The following is a 19,179-nucleotide window of genomic DNA, read 5'->3' as shown; positions in this document are numbered from 1 at the left end:
TGGTTTTTCGGAACACGTTGTCAGCAATGATTGGTTCGTTGTCGTTATAGGGTCAGGTTAAATCACCGGTTGCTGTATTACCCGTAAATTTTATGAACTAAACGCCCTTTAATTTCTTTAAAGGCATTACGCGCACAAGCTTCTGGCCGCATTGGTCAGCCTCTAACCTCTGCCTTGTACCGCTCTCCGTTGGCTCTGCCCCGGAAGCGCTCATAACAACAAGACAGAGGTGACAATCATGATGATCAAACGATGCCTGTCGTTCGTCGCGGCAGCGGCTTTCAGCCTTCATGCCACCGCGTGGCAACCTTCCGGAAAAGTTGAATGTATTGCCCCGTCAGATCCGGGCGGTGGCTGGGATTTCACCTGCCGCAGTGCCGGCAATGTGCTCAGGGACCTGGGACTGGTCGATGGCAGCGTGCAGACGGTGAACATGGCAGGGGCCGGGGGTGGCGTTGCGTACGCTCACACCGTCAGCAAACGCGCTGAAGATGACAAGCTGATCGTAGCGGCATCAACAGCAACCACCACTCGTCTGGCCCAGAAGCAGTTCCCCGGTCTGGACGCGGACATGGTGACCTGGATCGGCGCGCTCGGTGCAGATTATGGCGTTATTGCCGTGGGCAAGGACTCCCGGTATGAAAATCTGAACCAGCTTCTGGATGCCGTCAAAAAGAATCCAAAGTCGGTCAAGTTCGCCGGTGGCAGTGCCAGAGGTGGCTGGGACCATCTGAAAGTCCTAATCGCAGCAAAGGCTGCAGGGGCCGATCAGCTGCCTGCCATTCCTTACCTTTCCTACAACAACGGCGGCGAGGCCATGACACAGGTGGTCGGTGGCCAGGTGGACGCCTTTACTGGCGACATCTCCGAAGTGACCGGTTTCTTGTCGTCGGGTGACCTTCGTGTTCTGGCTGTGCTGGCGGATGAGCGCCTGCCAGGAGACTTTGCGGATATCCCCACAGCAAAAGAGCAGGGGATTGATGCTGTTGGTCCCAACTGGCGCGGCTTCTATATGCCCAAAGGCGCCTCCAGTGAGTCAAAGGAGTATTGGCGCGACGCGATCAACACCCTCTATGCCAGCGACCAGTGGAAAAAAGTGATGAAGGCCAATGGTCTCATCCCCTTCCATCCGCCAGCGGGAGAGTTCAACGCTTTTGTCAAACAACAGGTGCAGGACATCGAGGACCTGTCCCGGGAAATAGGGCTGTTGAAATGACAGGCCTTGGTGATCGGTCTCTAGGTATTGGCCTTCTGGTTCTGGCGGTTGCCTATGGCTGGGTCGCACAGCAGTGGCCCGAGCCGTTTGGTGGTGCCGAGACTGTGGGCCCGGAAACCTTCCCGACCATCCTCGCGGTTGTTCTGGCTGCTGGCAGCATCTACCTGATGATCAAGCCGGATCCTGACGCTCAGTGGCCGCTGGGCAAGACAGCACTGGAGCTCGTGGTGTCCCTGGTGGTTCTGGTGGTGTATGCCCTGTTGCTTGAACCCCTGGGGTTTGTCATTTCGACAACGTTGGCTGTGGGCACCCTTAGCTGGCGCATGGGTGCTCCCTTCAGGCGCGCCTTTGTGACCGGGCTGGTAAGCGCGGTGGTGGTGTTTGCTCTGTTCAACTACGGGCTTTCTCTGAATCTGCCCGCTGGCCTACTGGAGGTGAACTGATGGAAACGCTCGGTTTTCTGATGGAGGGTTTTGCGGTTGCGTTAACACCGTACAACCTGATGTTTGCCCTGTTCGGCGCCTTTGCCGGCACCCTGATTGGCTGTCTGCCGGGGCTGGGCCCCGCCAATGGCGTGGCTATTCTTATTCCCCTGGCGTTTGCCCTCGGCCTGCCACCGGAAACGGCCATGATCCTGCTGACTTCGGTTTACGCGGGAGCCATGTATGGCGGCCGTATCTCCTCCATCCTGCTCAACATTCCCGGTGACGAGCCGGCAATGATGACCTGCCTGGATGGCTATCCCATGGCGCAGAAGGGGCGGGCGGCAGATGCGCTGGCGATTTCAGCAATTGCGTCCTTCTCGGGCGGCCTGATAGGGACGATCGGCCTGATCATGCTGGCACCCGTCCTGGCGAAGTTCGCGCTGAGTTTCGGCCCTGCGGAGTATTTCGCGCTGTTTCTGCTGGCTTTCGCAACCCTTGGCGGTATTACTGGCAAGAACCCGATGAAAACGGTTATTGCCGCCACCCTGGGAATCATGATCTCCACGGTAGGCATTGATATCTCCACCGGCACCCAGCGCTACACCTTCGGGGTGCTGGAACTGTACGAAGGGATCGACTTCATCCTTGCCATCGTTGGCCTGTTCGCCATATCTGAGCTGCTGTTTTTCGTCGAGTCACGAATTGGTGGCGGACGCAAAAAGATGAATGTGGGCAAGCTGACGCTTACTTTCAAAGAGCTGGTTTCCACCATTCCCACGCAGTTGCGTGGTGGCATACTGGGGTTTATCTCGGGGGTTCTGCCGGGTGCCGGTGCCTCCCTCGGCAGCTTCATCAGCTACACCCTTGAGAAGCAGGTATTAGGCAAAAAAGGAAACTTCGGTGAAGGCGACATACGCGGCGTAGTAGCCCCTGAAGCAGGGAATAACGGGGCCTCCTCAGGGGCACTGGTTCCCATGCTGACCCTGGGTGTCCCTGGAAGTGGCACTACGGCGGTGCTGCTGGCGATGCTGATTTCACTGAACATCACGCCCGGCCCCCTGATGTTTACCCAGAATGCCGATATTGTCTGGGGCGTCATTGCAGCCCTCCTTATTGGTAACGTTCTTCTGCTGGTGCTGAACATCCCTCTGATCGGATTTTTCGTGCGGCTGCTTTCGGTTCCTCCCATGTACCTGTTGCCCATCGTGACCATGGTCGCCTTCGTTGGCATCTACTCCATAAGCAACAGCACCTTCGATCTGTACTTCATGGTGGCTTTTGGTGCGGCGGGTTACTTCCTGCGCAAGCTGGAAATACCGGTGGTGCCTATCATTCTCGGCCTGTTACTGGGGCCGGAGATGGAGAAGAACCTCGGGCACGCCCTGGTGCTGTCTGATGGTGACTGGAGCGTCCTTTGGGCCAGCACCCTGGCCAAGAGCTTCTGGCTTGTTGCGGGCCTGAGCCTGGTATTGCCATACGTGGTTGGCCCCTTGCTGCGTCGTCGCATGAACGCCGCCATGAAGGAAAGCCCGACCAGTGACTGAGCCCGGTCCGGCCAGATTCAACGGACCTTTGTTGTTCCAGAAAAGTAACAAATACAATCAAGAGAGGAATTGTCCAATGAGAAAACAAAAAGTATTGGTGTCCTGCATTGCCGCGGTTGTTGGTGGCTTCACTGCATCCGGCGTGGTGGCCCAGTCCAGGGCGCCGAAGATCTCCAGTGACATGCCGGTATCGGATGTCGCCGTTGATGTCTATGGCCAGCTGAACTACGGCGTTCTGGTGGGTGATACCGGTGACGGCAGTGAGCACTTCATCGTCGATAACGACAACAGCGGTAGCCGGATCGGGGCCAGGCTCAAAGGCGACCTCGATGGTACGGACCTGACAATCGGCGCCCATGTGGAGCTGGAGTACCAGCAGAATGCTTCCAACAAGGTGACCCTTGAAGAGCGCTCAATCAGTGGCGAGTTCAACGAGCGTCAGCTCAACCTGTTTGTTTCAGGTGGATTCGGCAAGTTATCACTCGGTCAGGGTGACGGGGCGGCAAACGGAAATATCGAACGGGACCTGTCGGGTACCAAGGTTATTTCCTACACCAACCCCAGCCTGGTCGGTGGCAGCCTCGACTTTCTGGATGATGCCACCAGTACCCGGGTCGCGCTCGGGGCAACAACAAGTGACCAGGACTTCGAGAGCCGTTATAGCCGTGTGAGATACGACCTCCCCGCCATGGGGGCGTTCAAGCCCGTGATAAGCCAGGGTATTAAAGGTGGTGATGATGTGACGGAAGTCGGTGCCAGGTTCTCTGGTGAATTTGGCGGCAGGATTGACGGTGCTTTGGGGTATTCCGTCAGGGATGTAGGCGGTGTAACAGGCGATTCTGAAACTCTTGGTGGCTCGCTGTCATGGCTGCATGACACCGGTATCAACCTGACAGGGGCCTACTCAACCACCAGCGACGATAACCCGGCCAATCCGGATGCCGATTTCTATCTCGCCAAACTGGGCTACAAAATCGGCAGGCACGCCTTTGATATTCACTACATGGAAACGGAAGACCGGGCGGAAGAGGGTGACTCCGCTGAGACCGTGGGTGTTGGCTATGTCTTTACCCCGATCAAGTGGTTTGAAGCCTACGCCGGTTACAACAACCACTCGCTGGATCGCCCCGGCGCAGATTTTGACGATGTCGACACGGTCCTGGTCGGAGGGCGGCTCAAGTTCTGAGTGGTCTGAACAGGTTGTTGTGCCCGGGTGAATACCACCCACCTTGCCGCACCGGTTTCCCGGTGCGGCTTTTTACTTTTACCTGGCTGATTAGAGATTTGCTTCCGCGTATTCCGCCAGTACCGACCTCGGGACGCCCTGCAGATGGATATGGCCGCCGTGGCGGAAGGTTTTGAAGCGTTCGGTCATGTAGGTCAGTCCCGAGCTCAGGGCGCTCAGATAGGGAGTGTCGATCTGCGCCAGGTTGCCAAGGCAGATCACCTTGGAGCCGTTGCCGGCGCGGGTGATGATGGTCTTGATCTGGTGAGGCGTCAGGTTCTGGGATTCATCAATGATGATCAGGCTGTGCTGGAAGCTGCGGCCACGAATGTAGTTCATGGATTTGAAGTGCAGGGGTACCTTGCTGAGAATGTAATCCACGCTGGCGGTCATGTTCTCGTCGTCTTCGTGGAGCGCTTCCAGGTTGTCCACAATGGCGCCCAGCCAGGGCTCCATTTTCTCGGCCTCGGTGCCGGGCAGGAAGCCGATATCCTCGTCCAGCCCCTGGGTACTGCGAGTAGCGATAATGCGTTTGTAGATCTTGCTGGCAACGGTCATCTCGATGCACGCAGCCAGGGCCAGGATGGTTTTGCCGGAGCCGGCGGAGCCGGTGAGGTTCACCAGGTGAATGTCCGGGTCCAGCAACAGGTTGAGGGCGATGGCCTGATAGATGTCCCGTGGTACCAGGCCCCAGACTTCCTCGTTCATCAGGTCGTGCTGGTGCAGGTCGCGGATGACAATCTGGTTGTCGCTCAGGTCAGATACCTTACCCACGAAACCCTGTTCATCAATGACAAATTCGTTGATGGTCAGCTTTGCCAGGTCGCCCTCCCGGCGCAGGATGTGTTCGGTGATCCCTTCCCGCTGGATGGTTTCGACTTTTTCGATGGTGTCCCAGAACGAATTGGGGAATTCCTTGTAGCCTTTTGGCAGCAGGTCGATGTCATCCAGCAGCATGTCGTTGTGATAGTCCTGGGCTTCCACACCGAAGCCCCGGGCTTTCAGCCGCATATTGATGTCCTTGCTGACAAGGATAATATCGCGGGACTTGTGTCGGTTCTGCAGGGCCGCCAGGGTATTGATAATCTTGTTGTCGTTGAGATGTTCTGGCAGGCCATGGTTGCCCTGGTAGTCCGTGCTCATCAATATCGACAACGCACCCAGGGGCTGGGCCTTCTTGCCGCGCACGATAGGAACGCCTTTCTCGATGTCTCGGGGGCTGGCATCGCCCAGTAACTTGTCGATATTGCGGATGGCCTGGCGACAGTCAGCGGCGACCGCCTGCTTGCCGGATTTGAGATTGTCGAGTTCTTCAAGAACTGTCATCGGGATGATGACGTCATGTTCTTCAAAATTCAGGAGGGCATTCGGGTCATGGATGAGGACGTTGGTGTCGAGGACATACATCTTTCTGCGAGCCTGCGGTGCTCTTGGCATAGGGTGTGATACCTCTCTGTTCAGCCGTTCCCGGCACAGCGGTTGGTGAGCTCCTGGTCGGAGATCAGTTTGAGCATGTCATACGTGGTCACAATTCCGGTGATCTTTTCATCTTTGGTAATGAAAATCCGGTGAAGATGTTCACGCATCATGATATTGGCAATGTCGCGCACCGGCGTTTGCTCGTCAACCGATAAAACGATTGGGGTCATGATGTCGCGAACTTCTACCGGCACTTTGCCCATTTCCTCAAAGATGGCCATGCGCAGGCGCCGGGCTTCCTGTTCCTCCTCTGGCGTCATGCGGGTATCAATTTCAGACCGGCTGGCGTTCCAGCGAAATTCGGTAATGTCTTTGAGGGTGGCGATGCCGACTATCTCACCGGTTTCATCGGTAACCGGGCTGCCAGTGATCTCGTTATCGGTGAGAAATCTTGCAAGACGATCCATCGTCCATGATTGGGGGACGGCCTTGATACTCGGGGTCATGATCTCGTAAGCGAGAACGGTCATTTACGGTTCGGCTCCGTTAACAGGTCCTTTGCAAAAGAGCTTAGCTGTAACTTCCAGGCTAGTCATCCCCTGTTTGGGTTTTGGGGACCACATCCTTCAGTCTGCCCTCCTGATCGTAGACCAGTTCGTGGTTCTGGTAGCGCTCCCAGCCCGCCACACGCTCCAGCTGTTTCATGGAACGAACGGGTATATCCACCAACAGGGTGTTAACGAGCCAGCCAGGAATCGAGCCGTTGGGATCCGTGTGCTGGACCCAGATCATGCGGGTCTGGTCGCCCTCCGGGATAAACCGGTAGAGGGTGTCGGATTTGTCGACACGGATATAGTCACTTTCTTTATTGCGCTCGTCGGGAATGGCGTTGAGCTCCATAACAACCTCGCCGTCGTGCGGGTTGCCTCGAGTGCGAATGCGGATGACATAGTCCCGGTCTGTCACCGGCCACGGCATGTTATTGACAGAGTAGGCATAGCGGTCATGGAAATCGCCATCGCCGAACGCGTAGGATTCAGAGCAGTTATGCACCCATTCCACGCACGACTGCGGATTAACCATAACCGCCATGACGTTTTCGATAGGAACATCAAGAACAGCCTCGGCCTTGAAGGCCTGAAAGCTGGAGTCTGGCTGGTCGATCGTGAACACCTGAATGTTGTCGGTTTCCTTGCGAAGGCTCCAGCCTTCAGCATCTTCATCCGGCAGTTCGGCCAGTGCCATTGCCGATAACATGACAGACGCAACCATCACCATCCACCGTACGGCCAGCAGTGTGCAAGCCCGATGGCTAATGCCCGGGGCCCTCAGGTTTTGCATAGATCACACATCCTTGGAAATGTCCGGGCGAGTCTATCATGGCTGATGTTTAGTCGGCCTGTTGCAATCAGGGGATTGTGAACTGGGTAACTGACTGAATTCCGTCAGGTAACTTTTGGCCCGATATGACGGGGCAAAGGCATCGGCCGCGAAGTCCCGGCAGGCAGGCTGCCGGGATTCACCACGGGATGCCAGGGCCAGTCACTTCTCGGGCAGCGTGACGTTTAGCTCCAGCACCGAACAGGTATCGTTACGGTCGACTTCCACCTGCACCATGTCGTCACTGATCTGGACATACTTGCGGATAACCTCCAGCAGCTCCTGCTGAAGTTGTGGCAGGTAATCCGGCTGTTCACGCTGGCCCCGTTCGTGGGCAACGATGATCTGGAGTCGTTCCTTGGCAACGCTGGCGGTCCGGTTGTTCTTCTTGCTCTTGAAATAGTCGAAGAAACTCATCCGTCAGCCTCCCTTGAACATCCGTGAGAAGAAACCCTTTTTCTGGGATGACATGAAGCGATGCTCGCGCTCCTCGCCCAGCAGGCGGGCAACGGCATCTTCATAGGCCTGCCCGGCGTCACTCTCTTCCTCAAGAATCACGGGAAGCCCCTGGTTGGAAGCGTTCAGTACGATCTGTGACTCAGGAATCACGCCCAGCAGGGGAATGGCGAGGATTTCCTCCACATCTGCTACCGACAGCATTTCACCTTTCTGCACCCGGTCCGGGTTGTAGCGGGTCAGTAACAGGTGTTCCTTGACCGGGTCCTGGCCCATTTCCGCGCGGCGGGACTTGCTTTGCAGAATGCCCAGGATGCGGTCTGAATCCCGCACTGAGGAGACCTCCGGGTTGGTGACCACGACGGCCTCGTCGGCGTAGTAGAGCGCCATCAGGGCGCCATGCTCGATGCCGGCGGGCGAATCGCAGACAATGTAATCAAACCGTTCGGACAGCTCGTTGATGACCTTCTCAACACCCTCTTTGGTCAGTGCTTCCTTCTCCCGGGTCTGGGAGGCGGGCAGGATATAGAGAGTGTCGACCCGCTTGTCCCGGATCAGGGCCTGGTTCAGCGAGGCTTCGCCCTGAATCACGTTCACGAAGTCGTACACCACCCTGCGTTCACAGTTCATGATGAGATCCAGGTTGCGCAGACCCACGTCGAAATCGATAACCACAGTCTTGTGGCCACGTTTCGCCAGGCCGGTGCTGATAGAGGCGCTGGTTGTGGTTTTACCTACGCCACCCTTTCCTGAGGTAACGACAATGATTCTAGCCAAGGTTGCATTCCTGTTTTGCGGTGGATTTGTCGCTTTCCCGCCTGTGCGGGCAGTTGCGTTGTGATCAGGCCTTCTCCAGTGGCGTCACCACCAGCAGGTCATCCCTGAGCTGGATCTGTACGGCGGTTTTCCAGCCGTTGTCCTGAAGATCTTCGGAGATTTTATAGTGTCCGGCGATGGACACAAGCTCTGCTTCAAGCGATTGGCAGAATACCCGCGCGTGCTCCGCTCCGTGAATGCCTGCGAGGGCCCTCCCGCGCAGTGGTCCGTAAACGTGGACATTACCAGCGGCCAATACCTCGGCGCCTGCCTGCACTGGCGCGAGGATGATCAGGTCACCGTCGGGGGCGTACACCTGCTGGCCGGAGCGCACAGGCTGGTTGATGATTTTCGCGGGAACCGGGTCGCTGTGGTTTTCCACCTTTGCCGGTGTCGGGTTTTCCGTGGCTTCGGTTGCTTCGGTGTCCGGTCCGGTGTCTATCTCGCGGTCCCGCTGGTTGCCGCCGGGAAGCAGCGCCAGGGAAGCGCCCCGGGCAAGCCGGCGCTGGTCGTCGTTGCCACCGCGTACACCAATCACGTGGATATTGTGGCGGCGGCAGGTACCGATGATCTTGAAGAAGTCCAGTTCGCTGCTCAGGCCTTCGTATTTCTCGAGGCTGATGATCAGTGGAATATCCTTGAAGAAGCCGGGCGCCTGACTGATCTTGTCCCGCAGGGTGCTTTCGAATTCTTCATCGTCAAAAAAATACAGCTCCAGTGCCGTCATGGACACGCTGGCACTCTTGAGCTGGAAACACTGTTTTACCCCCGATACGGCAGTCTCGCTCATGGGTGGGTCTCTTCCGTGGTGTCGTCCTGGGTGGCAGCCGGGCGTTTGCGAAGCGCCGGGCCGTCAAAGTGGATACCGGACCAGCCGGTGCCCATAAACTGGCGGATGTTGCCGTGGCTTTCGCCCGCTGGCTCATCCAGCACCTGCCGGTAATGTTCTGCAAACAGGCGTAATGTGTCGGCCTCGTTCAGGTTGCAGTACTGGGCCAGAGAAAAAACCCGGCAGGAGCCGGCATTCTCGCCAGCGCCATTGTACAGCGGACCGTTGTGGAACCCGGTAGGCTGATACTCGAAAAACCGGTCAATCAGGGCCAGAGTGTCGTCAAAGTCGCCGTGGCCGGCGTCTACAGACGCCAGATGTATGCGCACCGCGTCACTGAGGTTCATACCTTGTGATCCTGCTTGGGCCCTTGCTGATGCTGGGCTTTCCACTGCTCGTAAGGCATTCCGTAGATGATCTCGCGGGCGTCCGGGTCTGAAAGCTCGAAGCCTCTGTCAGCTGCTTCGGCGCGATACCACTTGGAAAGACAGTTGCGACAGAATCCGGCCAGATTCATCAGATCAATATTCTGCACTTCGGTGTGTTCACGCAGATGGTTGACCAGCTTCCGAAACGCGGCGGCTTCAATTTCTGTCTGTGATTGCTCTGGGATAGGATTTGTCATGGTTACTTGCACCGGTTGTAGAGTTGGGGTTGAGGGTTCCTGACATTCTCGGCATGTTACCGTAAGATACAAGGCTGTACATATGTACAGATAATTTACCTGATTGAAGAGTCATGGCCCAGCGCAAGATTATCCATGTAGATTGCGACTGCTTCTACGCCGCCGTGGAAATGCGGGACGATCCCTCATTGCGAGAGGTTCCGCTGGCAGTGGGCGGTGAGGGTGGTCGGGGCGTGGTGACCACCTGCAACTATAAAGCGAGGGCCTTCGGGGTGCGCTCTGCCATGCCTGGCGGTGAAGCCCGGCGCCTTTGCCCGGGGCTGGTCACGGTGCCGCCCGATATGGCCCGCTACCGGGCGGTTTCGAAACAGGTGATGGCGATATTGCGGGAGTTGACCGACCTGGTGGAGCCGCTGTCCCTGGACGAGGCCTTCCTGGATGTCAGCGATGTAACCGACCACAAAGGCAGCGCCACACTCATGGCCCGGTATCTGAGGCAGCGTGTAAAAGAGGAAGTGGGGATTACCATTTCTGCGGGTGTGGCTCCCAACAAATTCCTGGCAAAAATTGCCAGTGACTGGAAAAAGCCCGATGGCCTGTTTGTGATTCGCCCGGAGGATGTGGATGGCTTTGTGCAGGATCTCAAGGTTGAAAAGCTGTTCGGGGTGGGGCAGGTAACAGCCGGTAAACTGCATGGGTTGGGCGTTGCGACCTGTGGCGATCTCCAGAACATTCCTGCGGATGTGCTCCTGGAAAAGTTTGGCAAACAGGGCTATCGGTTGCGGGAAATGGCCTATGGCCGGGATGACCGTGATGTGGTGGTGTCCCGAATTGCCAAATCCGTCAGCGTGGAGCGTACCTTTTCCCAGGATCTGCCGGACAAGCGTGCCTGCGAGTCGGTGATGGCATCGCTGGTGGCTGACCTCAACCTGAGGTTGAGCCGCAAGGCCGCCCGTAAACCCATTCACAAGCTGTTTATCAAGATCCGCTACAGCGACTTCTCTACCCATACCCTGGAGCGGGTTCGCGACCAGATCCGGGAGCCTGCAATGGAGGACTATCAGCCGCTACTGGATGAACTGGTCACTGATGCGCAGCGACCTGTGCGCCTGTTGGGGCTGGGAGTAAGGTTCCGCAGTGATGAGTCGCCCGTTATGCAGTTGCGGCTATTTGACTGAACACATCGTAAAAACAGCTTACCGACAGAAGCCCCAGGCAACCACCAATCAGCGACCCGGCGGCGACGTCACTGGGGTAGTGCAATCCCAGCACCACTCTTGAGGCCGCAACGCTCAGCGTAAATGGGAGTAGCAACCAGGCCAGCTCCGTCGCGGTCATAGCGAGAACAGTATTGAAGCAGACCGCGTGCAATGTGTGGCCTGAAGGGAAGCTGTACCGGTCAAGGGGTGGGGTTCCGCAGCTGATGGATGGAAACGAAATGAACGGGCGCTCGCGAATCAGCCAGCGCTTTAACAGCTTGTAGGTAATGGTGCAGGTCAAGCCAGTGGCCACCATCAGAAGCGCGATGGACAGCCCGTTCTGCGGTCTCAGCAGCGGCATCGCCAGAATCACCAGGTACCATAGCCAGCCATCTCCAAGCCGGCTGACCACCCGGAAATAGCCCTCCACTGGTCGGAACCTGAGGGTCCGGTTGATGGACTGGCAGAGGGCGAACTCCCTCTGATCCACCACGTTAAAGAATCGAGATGCCTTGCTTGGTGAGGGCATTGTAGCTGTTCCTCTGTGGGTGGTTCAGTATCAGGTGCTCGAATTGCTCAATCTGAGCCGCCCAGTCCAGCTCCAGTGCGTCCAGGCGTGCCTGGGCCCTGATCCTGCTCATCAGAGTTGGCTGGTCGACGAGGCGCAGGGCATGGTCCACGAAGCCTTCATCATCAGACAGGTGCGCTTTCATACCGTTGTCTTCATGGCGAATATGTTCGCTGGCGGCCGCATCATCAAAGGCGACCACAGCCAGGCCACTGGCCATGGCTTCGGTGACCACATTGCCAAACGTGTCGGTCTTGCTGGGAAACAGGAAGATGTCGCCGGAAGCGTAGTGCCTCGCCAGATCCTCACCGCGGCGGGTTCCAGCAAAAATATAGTCCGGATGGCGCGCGGCAAGCCGCTTGCGCATCGGGCCATCGCCAACCAGGATGAATTTTGCGCAGGGATGCAGTGCACGAATACGCTCAAAGCAGGACACTGCCATCTGAAGATTTTTTTCCGGGGCCAGTCTGCCGACGTAGAGAACAGCCCGGTCATTGCGTTGCAGGCCCCACTGTTGCCGTAGCGCCATGTCCCTCTTCTGGGCTGAGAATCGGCTGCAGTCAACCCCACGGCTCCATACAGACGTGGGGTGAATGCCCATGTCGGCAGCGGTTTGGGCTATCTTGCGAGTGGGCACCAGGGTGGTGGCAGTGCGATTGTGGAACCAGCGGCCGTAGCGGCATAGCAATTTTTCCAGGAAACCGACCCCGTAGTATTGGCTATAGGCATGGAAGTTGGTGTGAAAGCCCGAGCTGACTGGTATTCCGGCGCCTCGGGCCGCCGAAACGGCCGCAATGCCAAGAGGACCCTGGGTGGCCACATAGATCGCATCCGGGCGCCTTTGCCTCCAGAGTGAGGCCAGATAACCGGGGCGGGGAACTCCGAATCGCAATTCGCCATAACCGGGAAGCGGCAGTCCGGCAATAACATGCTCCCGTGAAAACAGGCACTCGCCCGCCTCGAAATACTCGCCCCTTGACTCATGGCTCTGACGAGGCCGTATCACCGTTACAGTGTGCCCACGCCGCATTAACCCCAGGCACAGATACCTGAGGGTGTTGGCCACGCCATTGATTTCCGGAGGAAAGGTCTCAGAAACAATGGTAATGTGATGTCTGCGCCCTGAAGCCTGGGTGATTCCGGTCACGGTGTTTCCTGTGCTGTTTTCTTTCATACCCCTACTATGGAAATCCGGCATGACAGTCGCGGGACAGTTCTGTGACATTCCCTTTACCCTTTCACCAACTGGCTCATTGCCTTTTTAACCACACAATCGGGAGGACGTATGAAAACCCGCAAGCTGGGCAGGACGGATATTGATGTCAGCGAGATATGCCTCGGCACCATGACCTGGGGCGAGCAGAACACCGAGCAGCAGGCCTTTGAGCAACTGGACCTTGCGATCGCCGAGGGTGTTAATTTCATTGATGCGGCAGAAATGTACCCCGTCCCCCCGCGCCCTGAGACGCAGGGTCTTACTGAAACCTATCTCGGCAACTGGCTGGCGAGGCGTGGTGGAAGGGATGATCTGGTCATTGCTTCCAAAGTGGCCGGACCGGGTAATGGCCTGAGCTATCTTCGTAACGGGCCACGCCTGACCCGGGATCATATTCGACAGGCCTGTGAAGACAGCCTGCGCCGGCTTCAGACAGATTATATCGACCTGTACCAGGTTCACTGGCCGGACCGGAATGCCAATTTTTTTGGCAAACTCGGTTACAGGCACAAGGAAGATGAGCAGGCCACGCCTATTGAAGAAACTCTGGGGGCTCTGGCCGAACTGGTGAAAGAGGGCAAGATTCGTCATATCGGCCTTTCCAATGAGACACCCTGGGGAACCAATGAATATCTGCGTCTTTCCAGGGAGCACGATTGGCCCCGCATTGCCAGTGTGCAGAATCCATACAATCTGCTTAACCGCACCTTCGAAGTGGGAATGGCTGAGATCGCCTGTCGCGAGCAGGTCGGCCTGCTGGCTTACTCCCCGCTGGCGTTTGGCATGCTTTCCGGCAAGTACCTGGATGGTAATCGCCCCGAGGGTGCAAGGCTGACCCTGTTTGAGCGGTTCACACGTTATACCGGCGGTCGTGGTGCCGAAGCGACACGAGCCTATGTCGATCTCGCCGCCAGCCACGGTCTTTCCCCCGTGCAGATGGCGCTGGCGTATGTCACCAGCCGTGATTTTGTTACCAGCAATATTATTGGTGCCACGACGTTGGAGCAGTTGCGAGAAAACCTGGGGTCCGCATCTGTCGTCCTGGGTGACGATGTACTGGAGGCGATTGAAGACCTAAACAGGGAGTACACCTATCCCTGCCCGTAAGTACGCCTCGGTTACGATTTTTTAATGGACTGGTCACGGTAAACGCTATTCTGCCGCCCCTGAAGGTGCGGAATAGCGCTCTCTGTTTACAGGCTGCAACAAAAGTCGATGGTTTTTTGACAAAAACATGGCGACTTGACGACAAAAAGGTGGCGCAAATGTGTACAAAATCACATCTTTCCCGCCCTGAATCATTAGACTTAAGCAGTACGTGACAGTAGAATCCCGTTTCGCTAACAGGTCGCCAGAAAACCATGATTATCCGTATCTTCATTGCACTGCTCGCCCTCAACATGATCGCCTTTGTCGTTCGTGCCGAAGCCAATGAGCGTGTGTTCGCAGACCAGATGCCTGCTGAGGATATCTATCAGCTCCAGGATGAAATGTCGGGTGATTTTGAGCATGAAGACGCAGACCTGTACGCCAATCTTGGCTCACGCCTTTTGAGCCTTGGTTTCAGCCGCTCGGATTCCCGGAAGAAATCCTATGCCTCGGATCGCGCCCGTGCGGATCATGGTATTGCGTTGCTTGAGGAAGGTGCCTGCCTCAATCTGAAATGGAATTTCTGATAGCGCCCTGATCTGTGTTTCCCGCACCCGGAATCGCCCCTGATTATCCCTTTTCGTCTTAACATCCCTGAACCGTCGATAATATGATCCGGCGCATTGCCTGATGTGTTTTCACATGTGATTATCCATGTCGAACGCATTTTGATGCATCAATGAGGGAGATTGGCTATGGCAAAGGAGCAACCGGTAACGCTGGGGGATAGCTCTGAGTGTGTGGATGAGTTGATCCGGCGGGTGGGGAAGAACATCACGCTTGGTTTACCACTTGGCCTTGGCAAGCCTGTTCGCTTCGTGAATGCCCTTTATCAGCGCGCCAAAAATGACTCATCCATTCAGTTGCACATCGTAACGGCGCTATCCCTCACGGCCCCGGGCGGAAGTTCTTCGCTGGAGAAGCGCTTCATGGGCCCGTTTGTCGAGCGGCTCTATGGTCGTATTCCGGAGCTTGAGTATGCCCGGGATGTTGTCCGGCAAACGCTGCCGGACAATGTGAAAGTGTCGGAATTCTTCTTCAAGGCAGGGTCCTTTCTCCACAATGAGACCCAGCAGCGAAACTATGTCTGTACCAATTATACCCATGCCGTACGCGACTTGATGGCGCTGGGCGTCAATGTGGTTGGGCAGATGGTGGCGCCCGCACCCGGGCCTGAGCAGCAGGGTTACGTCAGCCTGAGTTGCAATCCCGACCTGACTCTGGATCTCATTCCGCTGCTGCGGGATAAGGAAAAGGCCGGAACACCGGTCGCCATTGTAGCGGAAGCCAACAGTCACTTGCCCTATATGGGTAACGATGCCGCGGTCGAGCGGAGCAGTTTCGATATTGTTCTGGAACACCAGGCGTCCGATTACCCACTGTTCTCGGCACCGCAGATGTCGGTCAGCCCGGAAGACCACCTGATCGGCTTCTATGCCAGCGCCTTGCTGAAGGACGGAGGCACGCTACAGGTTGGCATCGGATCCCTGGGCGCGGCGCTGGTGCATAGTGCGATCCTGCGGCACGTTGATAATGATCACTGGAATAAGGTCTTTGATCATCTCGGAATAGCCAGGAAGTTCCCGGTGGTTAACGAATACGGCGGCACCGATACCTTCACCGAGGGCCTTTATGGCTGCAGTGAAATGATGGTGGACGGATTTATTTACCTGATGGAAGCCGGCGTGTTGAGCAGGGAAGTGTTTGACCATGCTGACCTGCAGACACTGATCAACCGGGGTGATTTGCCACAGGGCGTATCGCTGGACACCCTGGATGTTCTGCGCCGGGAACAGCTGATTGATTCACCGCTGCGGGCCCGGGACGTGGAGTGGCTCTGTCGCTACGGCATTTTTCATTCGGGTGTGGAGTTCAAGGGAGGGCGCCTGAGAATTGGTGAGCAGTCACTTGAGCCCGACCTGGACAGTGAAGAGGCGAGGCAGGCCATTGCCTCCCTGGCCCTGGGCGCGCGACTGACCGGGGGTATCGTCCTCCATGGTGGCTTCTATGTCGGTCCGGAGCAGTTCTACCAGCGATTGCGGGACCTGTCGCCGAAAGACCGACAGCGCATCTGCCTGACCAGCGTGAATTATATCAATCACCTTTACGATCACCCCTTCGGCAACCAGCGTCTGAAAGTCGCACAAAGGGTGCATAGCCGGTTCGTTAACTCGGCGATGATGTATACCCTTAACGGGGCGGGGGTGTCCGACGGGCTGGATGATGGCCGCGTGGTCAGCGGCGTAGGTGGACAGTACAATTTCGTGGCGATGGCTCATGAACTGCCGGGCGCGCGATCTATTCTTACCCTGCGCAGTACCCGGAGCTCTGGCGGCAAAATCCTGTCCAACATTGTGTTCAGTTACGGTCACTGCACCATTCCACGCCACCTGCGGGATATCGTGGTGACGGAGTATGGCATCGCCGATCTCCGAGGCCAGTCGGACGAACAGGTTTATCTACGCCTGATCCGCATTGCCGACTCGCGGTTCCAGCAAGACCTGCTGAAGCAGGCCCAGAAGGCAGGGAAGGTGGACGCCGCGTTCCGTCTGCCGCCGGAATGGTGCAACAATACGCCGGAAGCAATCCAGGCTGCCATCAGGGCCGCCGGTGACAAGGAGGTGTTTCCTCCGTTCCCGTTCGGGAGGGACTTCACTGACGAAGAGTTGAGGCTGGGCAAGGCACTGAAAACCCTGAAGGCCGCAACGGCGACCCGTCGTGGTAAACTGTCGACGCTCTGGCATGCCGTGAAGGCAAAAGACAACGAAGGCCGCTACCAGTCATTGCTGGAGCGTATGAGCCTGGATCAACCAAAGGGGCTGAAGGCCAAGCTGGACCAGCGCCTGGTGATCCACGGACTGAACCTGACTGATACACCCACGGATACAGGAAACACGAACGCCTGATGCAAAAACCCGCTGTATTTACCGTCCATTATGTCCTCAAGAACAAGCTCGGTGAGCTGGTCGACACGTCTGAGGGCAGCGAGCCGCTGCATTTCCTTGAGGGCAGTCCCGAGATCATTGAGGGCATCCAGAAAGCGGTGAAAGACCGCAATGTGGGGGATTGCCTCGAAGTGACCGTGCCGCCCACCCTGGCCTATGGAGAACATAACCCGGAGCTTATACGCACGGTGCCCCGCTCCATGTTTGAGGGCGTGGAGAACCTGCAGGTAGGGATGAAGTTCCAGACCAATACCGGCGACACAGCCCAGGTGGTGCAGGTTGTGGGTATTGATGGCAACCTGGTGCGTGTGGACGCCAATCACCCTCTGGCAGGTTTTACCCTTTACTTCGATCTGGAGATTGTGGGCAAACGTGAGGCCACGGAAGAGGAGATCAACGCCGGGCATCCACTGAGCTGACCTGGATCTCCGGGCAGGCAATGGATGCTGGCCCGGTGGTTTCCTGGTCTGACAGTCGTCCTGTCTGGATTTGCCCCAGCCCTTCCTGAACCCTCTGCTGTAACTCCCCGCAGATCTCAGACATATTGCAGCCCTCCCTTAGACTTACCGTGGGATGCGCGATAACGCCTACCTCTGCTGCCGGCTGGCGGAGCATGCGAATGAGGTGGTGGTGGAATTCATCATCACCGATGAAGGGGGCCAGGTGGTCCGGGCGGCCGTTTCGGAGATATCCGATGCTGATCGGCTGGATATCCACGCCGGCATCCAGCGCCGCATGAAGTAGACGACTGTGGAACGGCAGTACTGTAACGCCTGCAGTAGTGGTGCCTTCAGGAAACACCAGCACCGACTGGCCGCGAAGTAACGTGTTGGCAATTTCATCGCGGGCCTGCCCTGCCTTGCCACTGCCGCGCTGAATAAACAGCGTACCTGCCTGCAGGGCCAGCCAGCCAATCACCGGCCAGCGCCCCACTTCTGCCTTGGAGAGGAAGCGTAGAGGCACCATGCCGCCCAGCACGGGGATATCCGACCAGGAAATATGATTGCTGACATAGAGCACCGGTCTCTCGCTGAAATGCCCCCTTGTGGATACCCGGAATCCCAGGCAGCGACAGGCGCCGCTGAAGCAGAAGCGGGCAAAGGGGGCACGGTCGATTCTGCTTCGAAACAGGGCATCAACCAGCAGCAGGGTGCCCGCGAGTGAGGCGGCCAGGGCCAGTAGTCCGGTAAACAGTGTGAATCTGGTAGTCAGTCGTATCAGTTCCATGGCTGGCCCTCGGGTTGTAGCATTGCTATTGGTGGCTCACTGGGACTGCTTGCGCATGAAATGTCGGCTATAGCGGCTGGACAGGTTGTTGACGTCCAGTAACACCAGCAGATCGGCGCAACGGAAATCCGGGTCCCAACACGGCTCGCCGCAAACACGGGCGCCAAGGCGCATGTAGGCCTTGATCAGTGCCGGAACATCTACCGGCCGTTCTTCGCTGAGTGTGTGGGTCAGGTGGGGCAATGCCCGCAATGGGGTTACCCGGTATTCCTCGCCGGCGAGAAATTCCCGTTGCAGGTAGCGGGCTATGCGCCAGGCTTTGTGGCCGCCGTCCGACATACCGATACTGGCGCAGCCAATCAGGTAATCCACGTTACGGGACACCAGATATTCTGCCACAGACGCCCATAACAGGCTGATGGTGCCACCATTACGGTAGTCCGGGTGCACGCAGGTCCGCCCGAGCTCGGCAACCGTGCCGGGAAGCCTGTACAGAGAAGACAGCTCGAACTCGCCCTCGGAGTAGAACCCTCCGGCTTTCTGTGCTTCGCTGTGATGCAGGACCCGGGTGGTTGCTACCAGGTCGCCAGTGTTCTCGTCGGTGACTATCAGGTGGTCGCAGAAAGGGTCAAAATCGTCCGCATCAATTCCGGGGATGGAGGCGCCCAGATCTGAACCATACTCTTCAGAGAATACCTGGTAGCGCAGTTTCTGCGCGGATTCGACCAGGTCGGGTCGCTGTGTAATGACGGTTTTAAGCCGGCGGGTCGGGCGTGACAGGCGGGCGGTCTGGGCGTTCATGGCAATGCCTCTTTGTTTCCACTTTTCGACAAGGTTATGAACCCGGTATGACATCGGAATGAACGGGGGGTGACGACTTTGTGACAGATCCTGATGCTGTGTGGTTTGTCACGGGCTGTAACGGACCGGCAGTTCCATG

21 protein-coding genes are annotated in these 19,179 nt (G+C 57.2%); 9 read left to right on the top strand and 12 right to left on the bottom strand.

What is annotated here, in order from left to right; all coding sequences use genetic code 11:
- Positions 1-238: 238 nt before the first annotated feature.
- From QPM17_RS05690 to QPM17_RS05675, 4 genes are all read left to right on the top strand, one after another.
- Complete coding sequence (locus QPM17_RS05690; protein WP_285389535.1) at positions 239-1,216, top strand: Bug family tripartite tricarboxylate transporter substrate binding protein; 978 nt, start codon at positions 239-241, stop codon at positions 1,214-1,216.
- Positions 1,213-1,659: a tripartite tricarboxylate transporter TctB family protein gene (locus QPM17_RS05685; protein WP_285389532.1), complete on the top strand. Its 447-nt coding sequence runs from the start codon at positions 1,213-1,215 to the stop codon at positions 1,657-1,659. Before QPM17_RS05690 ends, QPM17_RS05685 begins: the two co-directional genes overlap by 4 nt.
- The gene (locus QPM17_RS05680) at positions 1,659-3,185 is read left to right on the top strand and encodes a tripartite tricarboxylate transporter permease (protein WP_285389529.1); all 1,527 of its coding nucleotides are present in this window, start codon (positions 1,659-1,661) and stop codon (positions 3,183-3,185) included. Before QPM17_RS05685 ends, QPM17_RS05680 begins: the two co-directional genes overlap by 1 nt.
- 76 nt (positions 3,186-3,261) lie before the next feature.
- Positions 3,262-4,371, top strand: coding sequence for a porin (locus QPM17_RS05675; RefSeq protein ID WP_285389526.1), 1,110 nt, complete (start codon positions 3,262-3,264; stop codon positions 4,369-4,371).
- A 90-nt stretch (positions 4,372-4,461) separates the two neighbouring features.
- On the opposite strand, the gene QPM17_RS05670 is transcribed toward QPM17_RS05675, so the two are convergent.
- The 8 genes from QPM17_RS05670 to QPM17_RS05635 all read right to left on the bottom strand — a co-directional run bounded on the left by QPM17_RS05670 (position 4,462) and on the right by QPM17_RS05635 (position 9,935).
- Positions 4,462-5,847: a PhoH family protein gene (locus QPM17_RS05670; RefSeq protein WP_422732725.1), complete on the bottom strand. Its 1,386-nt coding sequence runs from the start codon at positions 5,845-5,847 to the stop codon at positions 4,462-4,464.
- Positions 5,848-5,867: 20 nt separating this feature from the next.
- The gene (locus QPM17_RS05665; protein WP_285389523.1) at positions 5,868-6,359 is read right to left on the bottom strand and encodes a CBS domain-containing protein; all 492 of its coding nucleotides are present in this window, start codon (positions 6,357-6,359) and stop codon (positions 5,868-5,870) included.
- A gap of 58 nt (positions 6,360-6,417) precedes the next feature.
- Positions 6,418-7,170 carry an START domain-containing protein gene (locus QPM17_RS05660; protein ID WP_285389521.1) on the bottom strand — a complete coding sequence of 251 codons (753 nt, stop codon included), beginning with the start codon at positions 7,168-7,170 and terminating at the stop codon, positions 6,418-6,420.
- Positions 7,171-7,371: 201 nt separating this feature from the next.
- A complete protein-coding gene (minE, locus tag QPM17_RS05655) occupies positions 7,372-7,626 on the bottom strand; it encodes a cell division topological specificity factor MinE (protein WP_285389519.1) in 255 nt (84 codons plus the stop codon).
- 3 nt (positions 7,627-7,629) lie between these two features.
- A complete protein-coding gene (minD, locus tag QPM17_RS05650; protein WP_285389517.1) occupies positions 7,630-8,442 on the bottom strand; it encodes a septum site-determining protein MinD in 813 nt (270 codons plus the stop codon).
- 64 nt (positions 8,443-8,506) lie between these two features.
- Positions 8,507-9,271 carry a septum site-determining protein MinC gene (gene minC, locus QPM17_RS05645; protein ID WP_285389515.1) on the bottom strand — a complete coding sequence of 255 codons (765 nt, stop codon included), beginning with the start codon at positions 9,269-9,271 and terminating at the stop codon, positions 8,507-8,509.
- Positions 9,268-9,657 carry a HopJ type III effector protein gene (locus QPM17_RS05640; RefSeq protein WP_285389512.1) on the bottom strand — a complete coding sequence of 130 codons (390 nt, stop codon included), beginning with the start codon at positions 9,655-9,657 and terminating at the stop codon, positions 9,268-9,270. The genes minC and QPM17_RS05640 overlap by 4 nt, the downstream gene beginning before the upstream one ends.
- Complete coding sequence (locus QPM17_RS05635) at positions 9,654-9,935, bottom strand: DUF1244 domain-containing protein (protein WP_285389510.1); 282 nt, start codon at positions 9,933-9,935, stop codon at positions 9,654-9,656. The genes QPM17_RS05640 and QPM17_RS05635 overlap by 4 nt, the downstream gene beginning before the upstream one ends.
- Before the next feature lie 113 nt (positions 9,936-10,048).
- Between QPM17_RS05635 and dinB the strand changes: the two genes are divergently transcribed.
- Positions 10,049-11,113, top strand: a complete 1,065-nt coding sequence (gene dinB / locus QPM17_RS05630; protein ID WP_285389506.1) for a DNA polymerase IV — start codon at positions 10,049-10,051, stop codon at positions 11,111-11,113.
- Here the strand turns inward: dinB and QPM17_RS05625 are convergent.
- Positions 11,088-11,663, bottom strand: coding sequence for a phosphatase PAP2 family protein (locus QPM17_RS05625; protein WP_285389503.1), 576 nt, complete (start codon positions 11,661-11,663; stop codon positions 11,088-11,090). The genes dinB and QPM17_RS05625 overlap by 26 nt on opposite strands.
- Positions 11,629-12,876: a glycosyltransferase family 4 protein gene (locus QPM17_RS05620; RefSeq protein ID WP_285389771.1), complete on the bottom strand. Its 1,248-nt coding sequence runs from the start codon at positions 12,874-12,876 to the stop codon at positions 11,629-11,631. Before QPM17_RS05620 ends, QPM17_RS05625 begins: the two co-directional genes overlap by 35 nt.
- 111 nt (positions 12,877-12,987) lie before the next feature.
- Between QPM17_RS05620 and QPM17_RS05615 the strand changes: the two genes are divergently transcribed.
- The 4 genes from QPM17_RS05615 (at position 12,988) to QPM17_RS05600 (ending at position 17,431) form a co-directional block, all read left to right on the top strand.
- Entirely contained in the window at positions 12,988-14,025 is a 1,038-nt protein-coding gene (locus tag QPM17_RS05615; RefSeq protein ID WP_285389501.1) for an NADP(H)-dependent aldo-keto reductase, read from the top strand.
- A gap of 254 nt (positions 14,026-14,279) precedes the next feature.
- Positions 14,280-14,594: a hypothetical protein gene (locus QPM17_RS05610; protein ID WP_285389500.1), complete on the top strand. Its 315-nt coding sequence runs from the start codon at positions 14,280-14,282 to the stop codon at positions 14,592-14,594.
- Positions 14,595-14,762: 168 nt separating this feature from the next.
- Positions 14,763-16,973: an acetyl-CoA hydrolase/transferase C-terminal domain-containing protein gene (locus QPM17_RS05605; RefSeq protein WP_285389498.1), complete on the top strand. Its 2,211-nt coding sequence runs from the start codon at positions 14,763-14,765 to the stop codon at positions 16,971-16,973.
- Positions 16,973-17,431 carry an FKBP-type peptidyl-prolyl cis-trans isomerase gene (locus tag QPM17_RS05600; protein WP_285389496.1) on the top strand — a complete coding sequence of 153 codons (459 nt, stop codon included), beginning with the start codon at positions 16,973-16,975 and terminating at the stop codon, positions 17,429-17,431. Before QPM17_RS05605 ends, QPM17_RS05600 begins: the two co-directional genes overlap by 1 nt.
- Here the strand turns inward: QPM17_RS05600 and QPM17_RS05595 are convergent.
- Together QPM17_RS05595 and QPM17_RS05590 are read right to left on the bottom strand one after the other, a co-directional pair.
- Entirely contained in the window at positions 17,406-18,239 is an 834-nt protein-coding gene (locus QPM17_RS05595; RefSeq protein WP_285389493.1) for a lysophospholipid acyltransferase family protein, read from the bottom strand. The genes QPM17_RS05600 and QPM17_RS05595 overlap by 26 nt on opposite strands.
- A gap of 36 nt (positions 18,240-18,275) precedes the next feature.
- Positions 18,276-19,040 carry a GNAT family N-acetyltransferase gene (locus QPM17_RS05590; protein ID WP_285389491.1) on the bottom strand — a complete coding sequence of 255 codons (765 nt, stop codon included), beginning with the start codon at positions 19,038-19,040 and terminating at the stop codon, positions 18,276-18,278.
- Positions 19,041-19,179: the final 139 nt, after the last annotated feature.

It is taken from the genome of Marinobacter azerbaijanicus (assembly GCF_030250645.1).
GTDB lineage: Bacteria > Pseudomonadota > Gammaproteobacteria > Pseudomonadales > Oleiphilaceae > Marinobacter > Marinobacter azerbaijanicus.
This window is presented reverse-complemented; position numbering and strand designations above follow the sequence as displayed.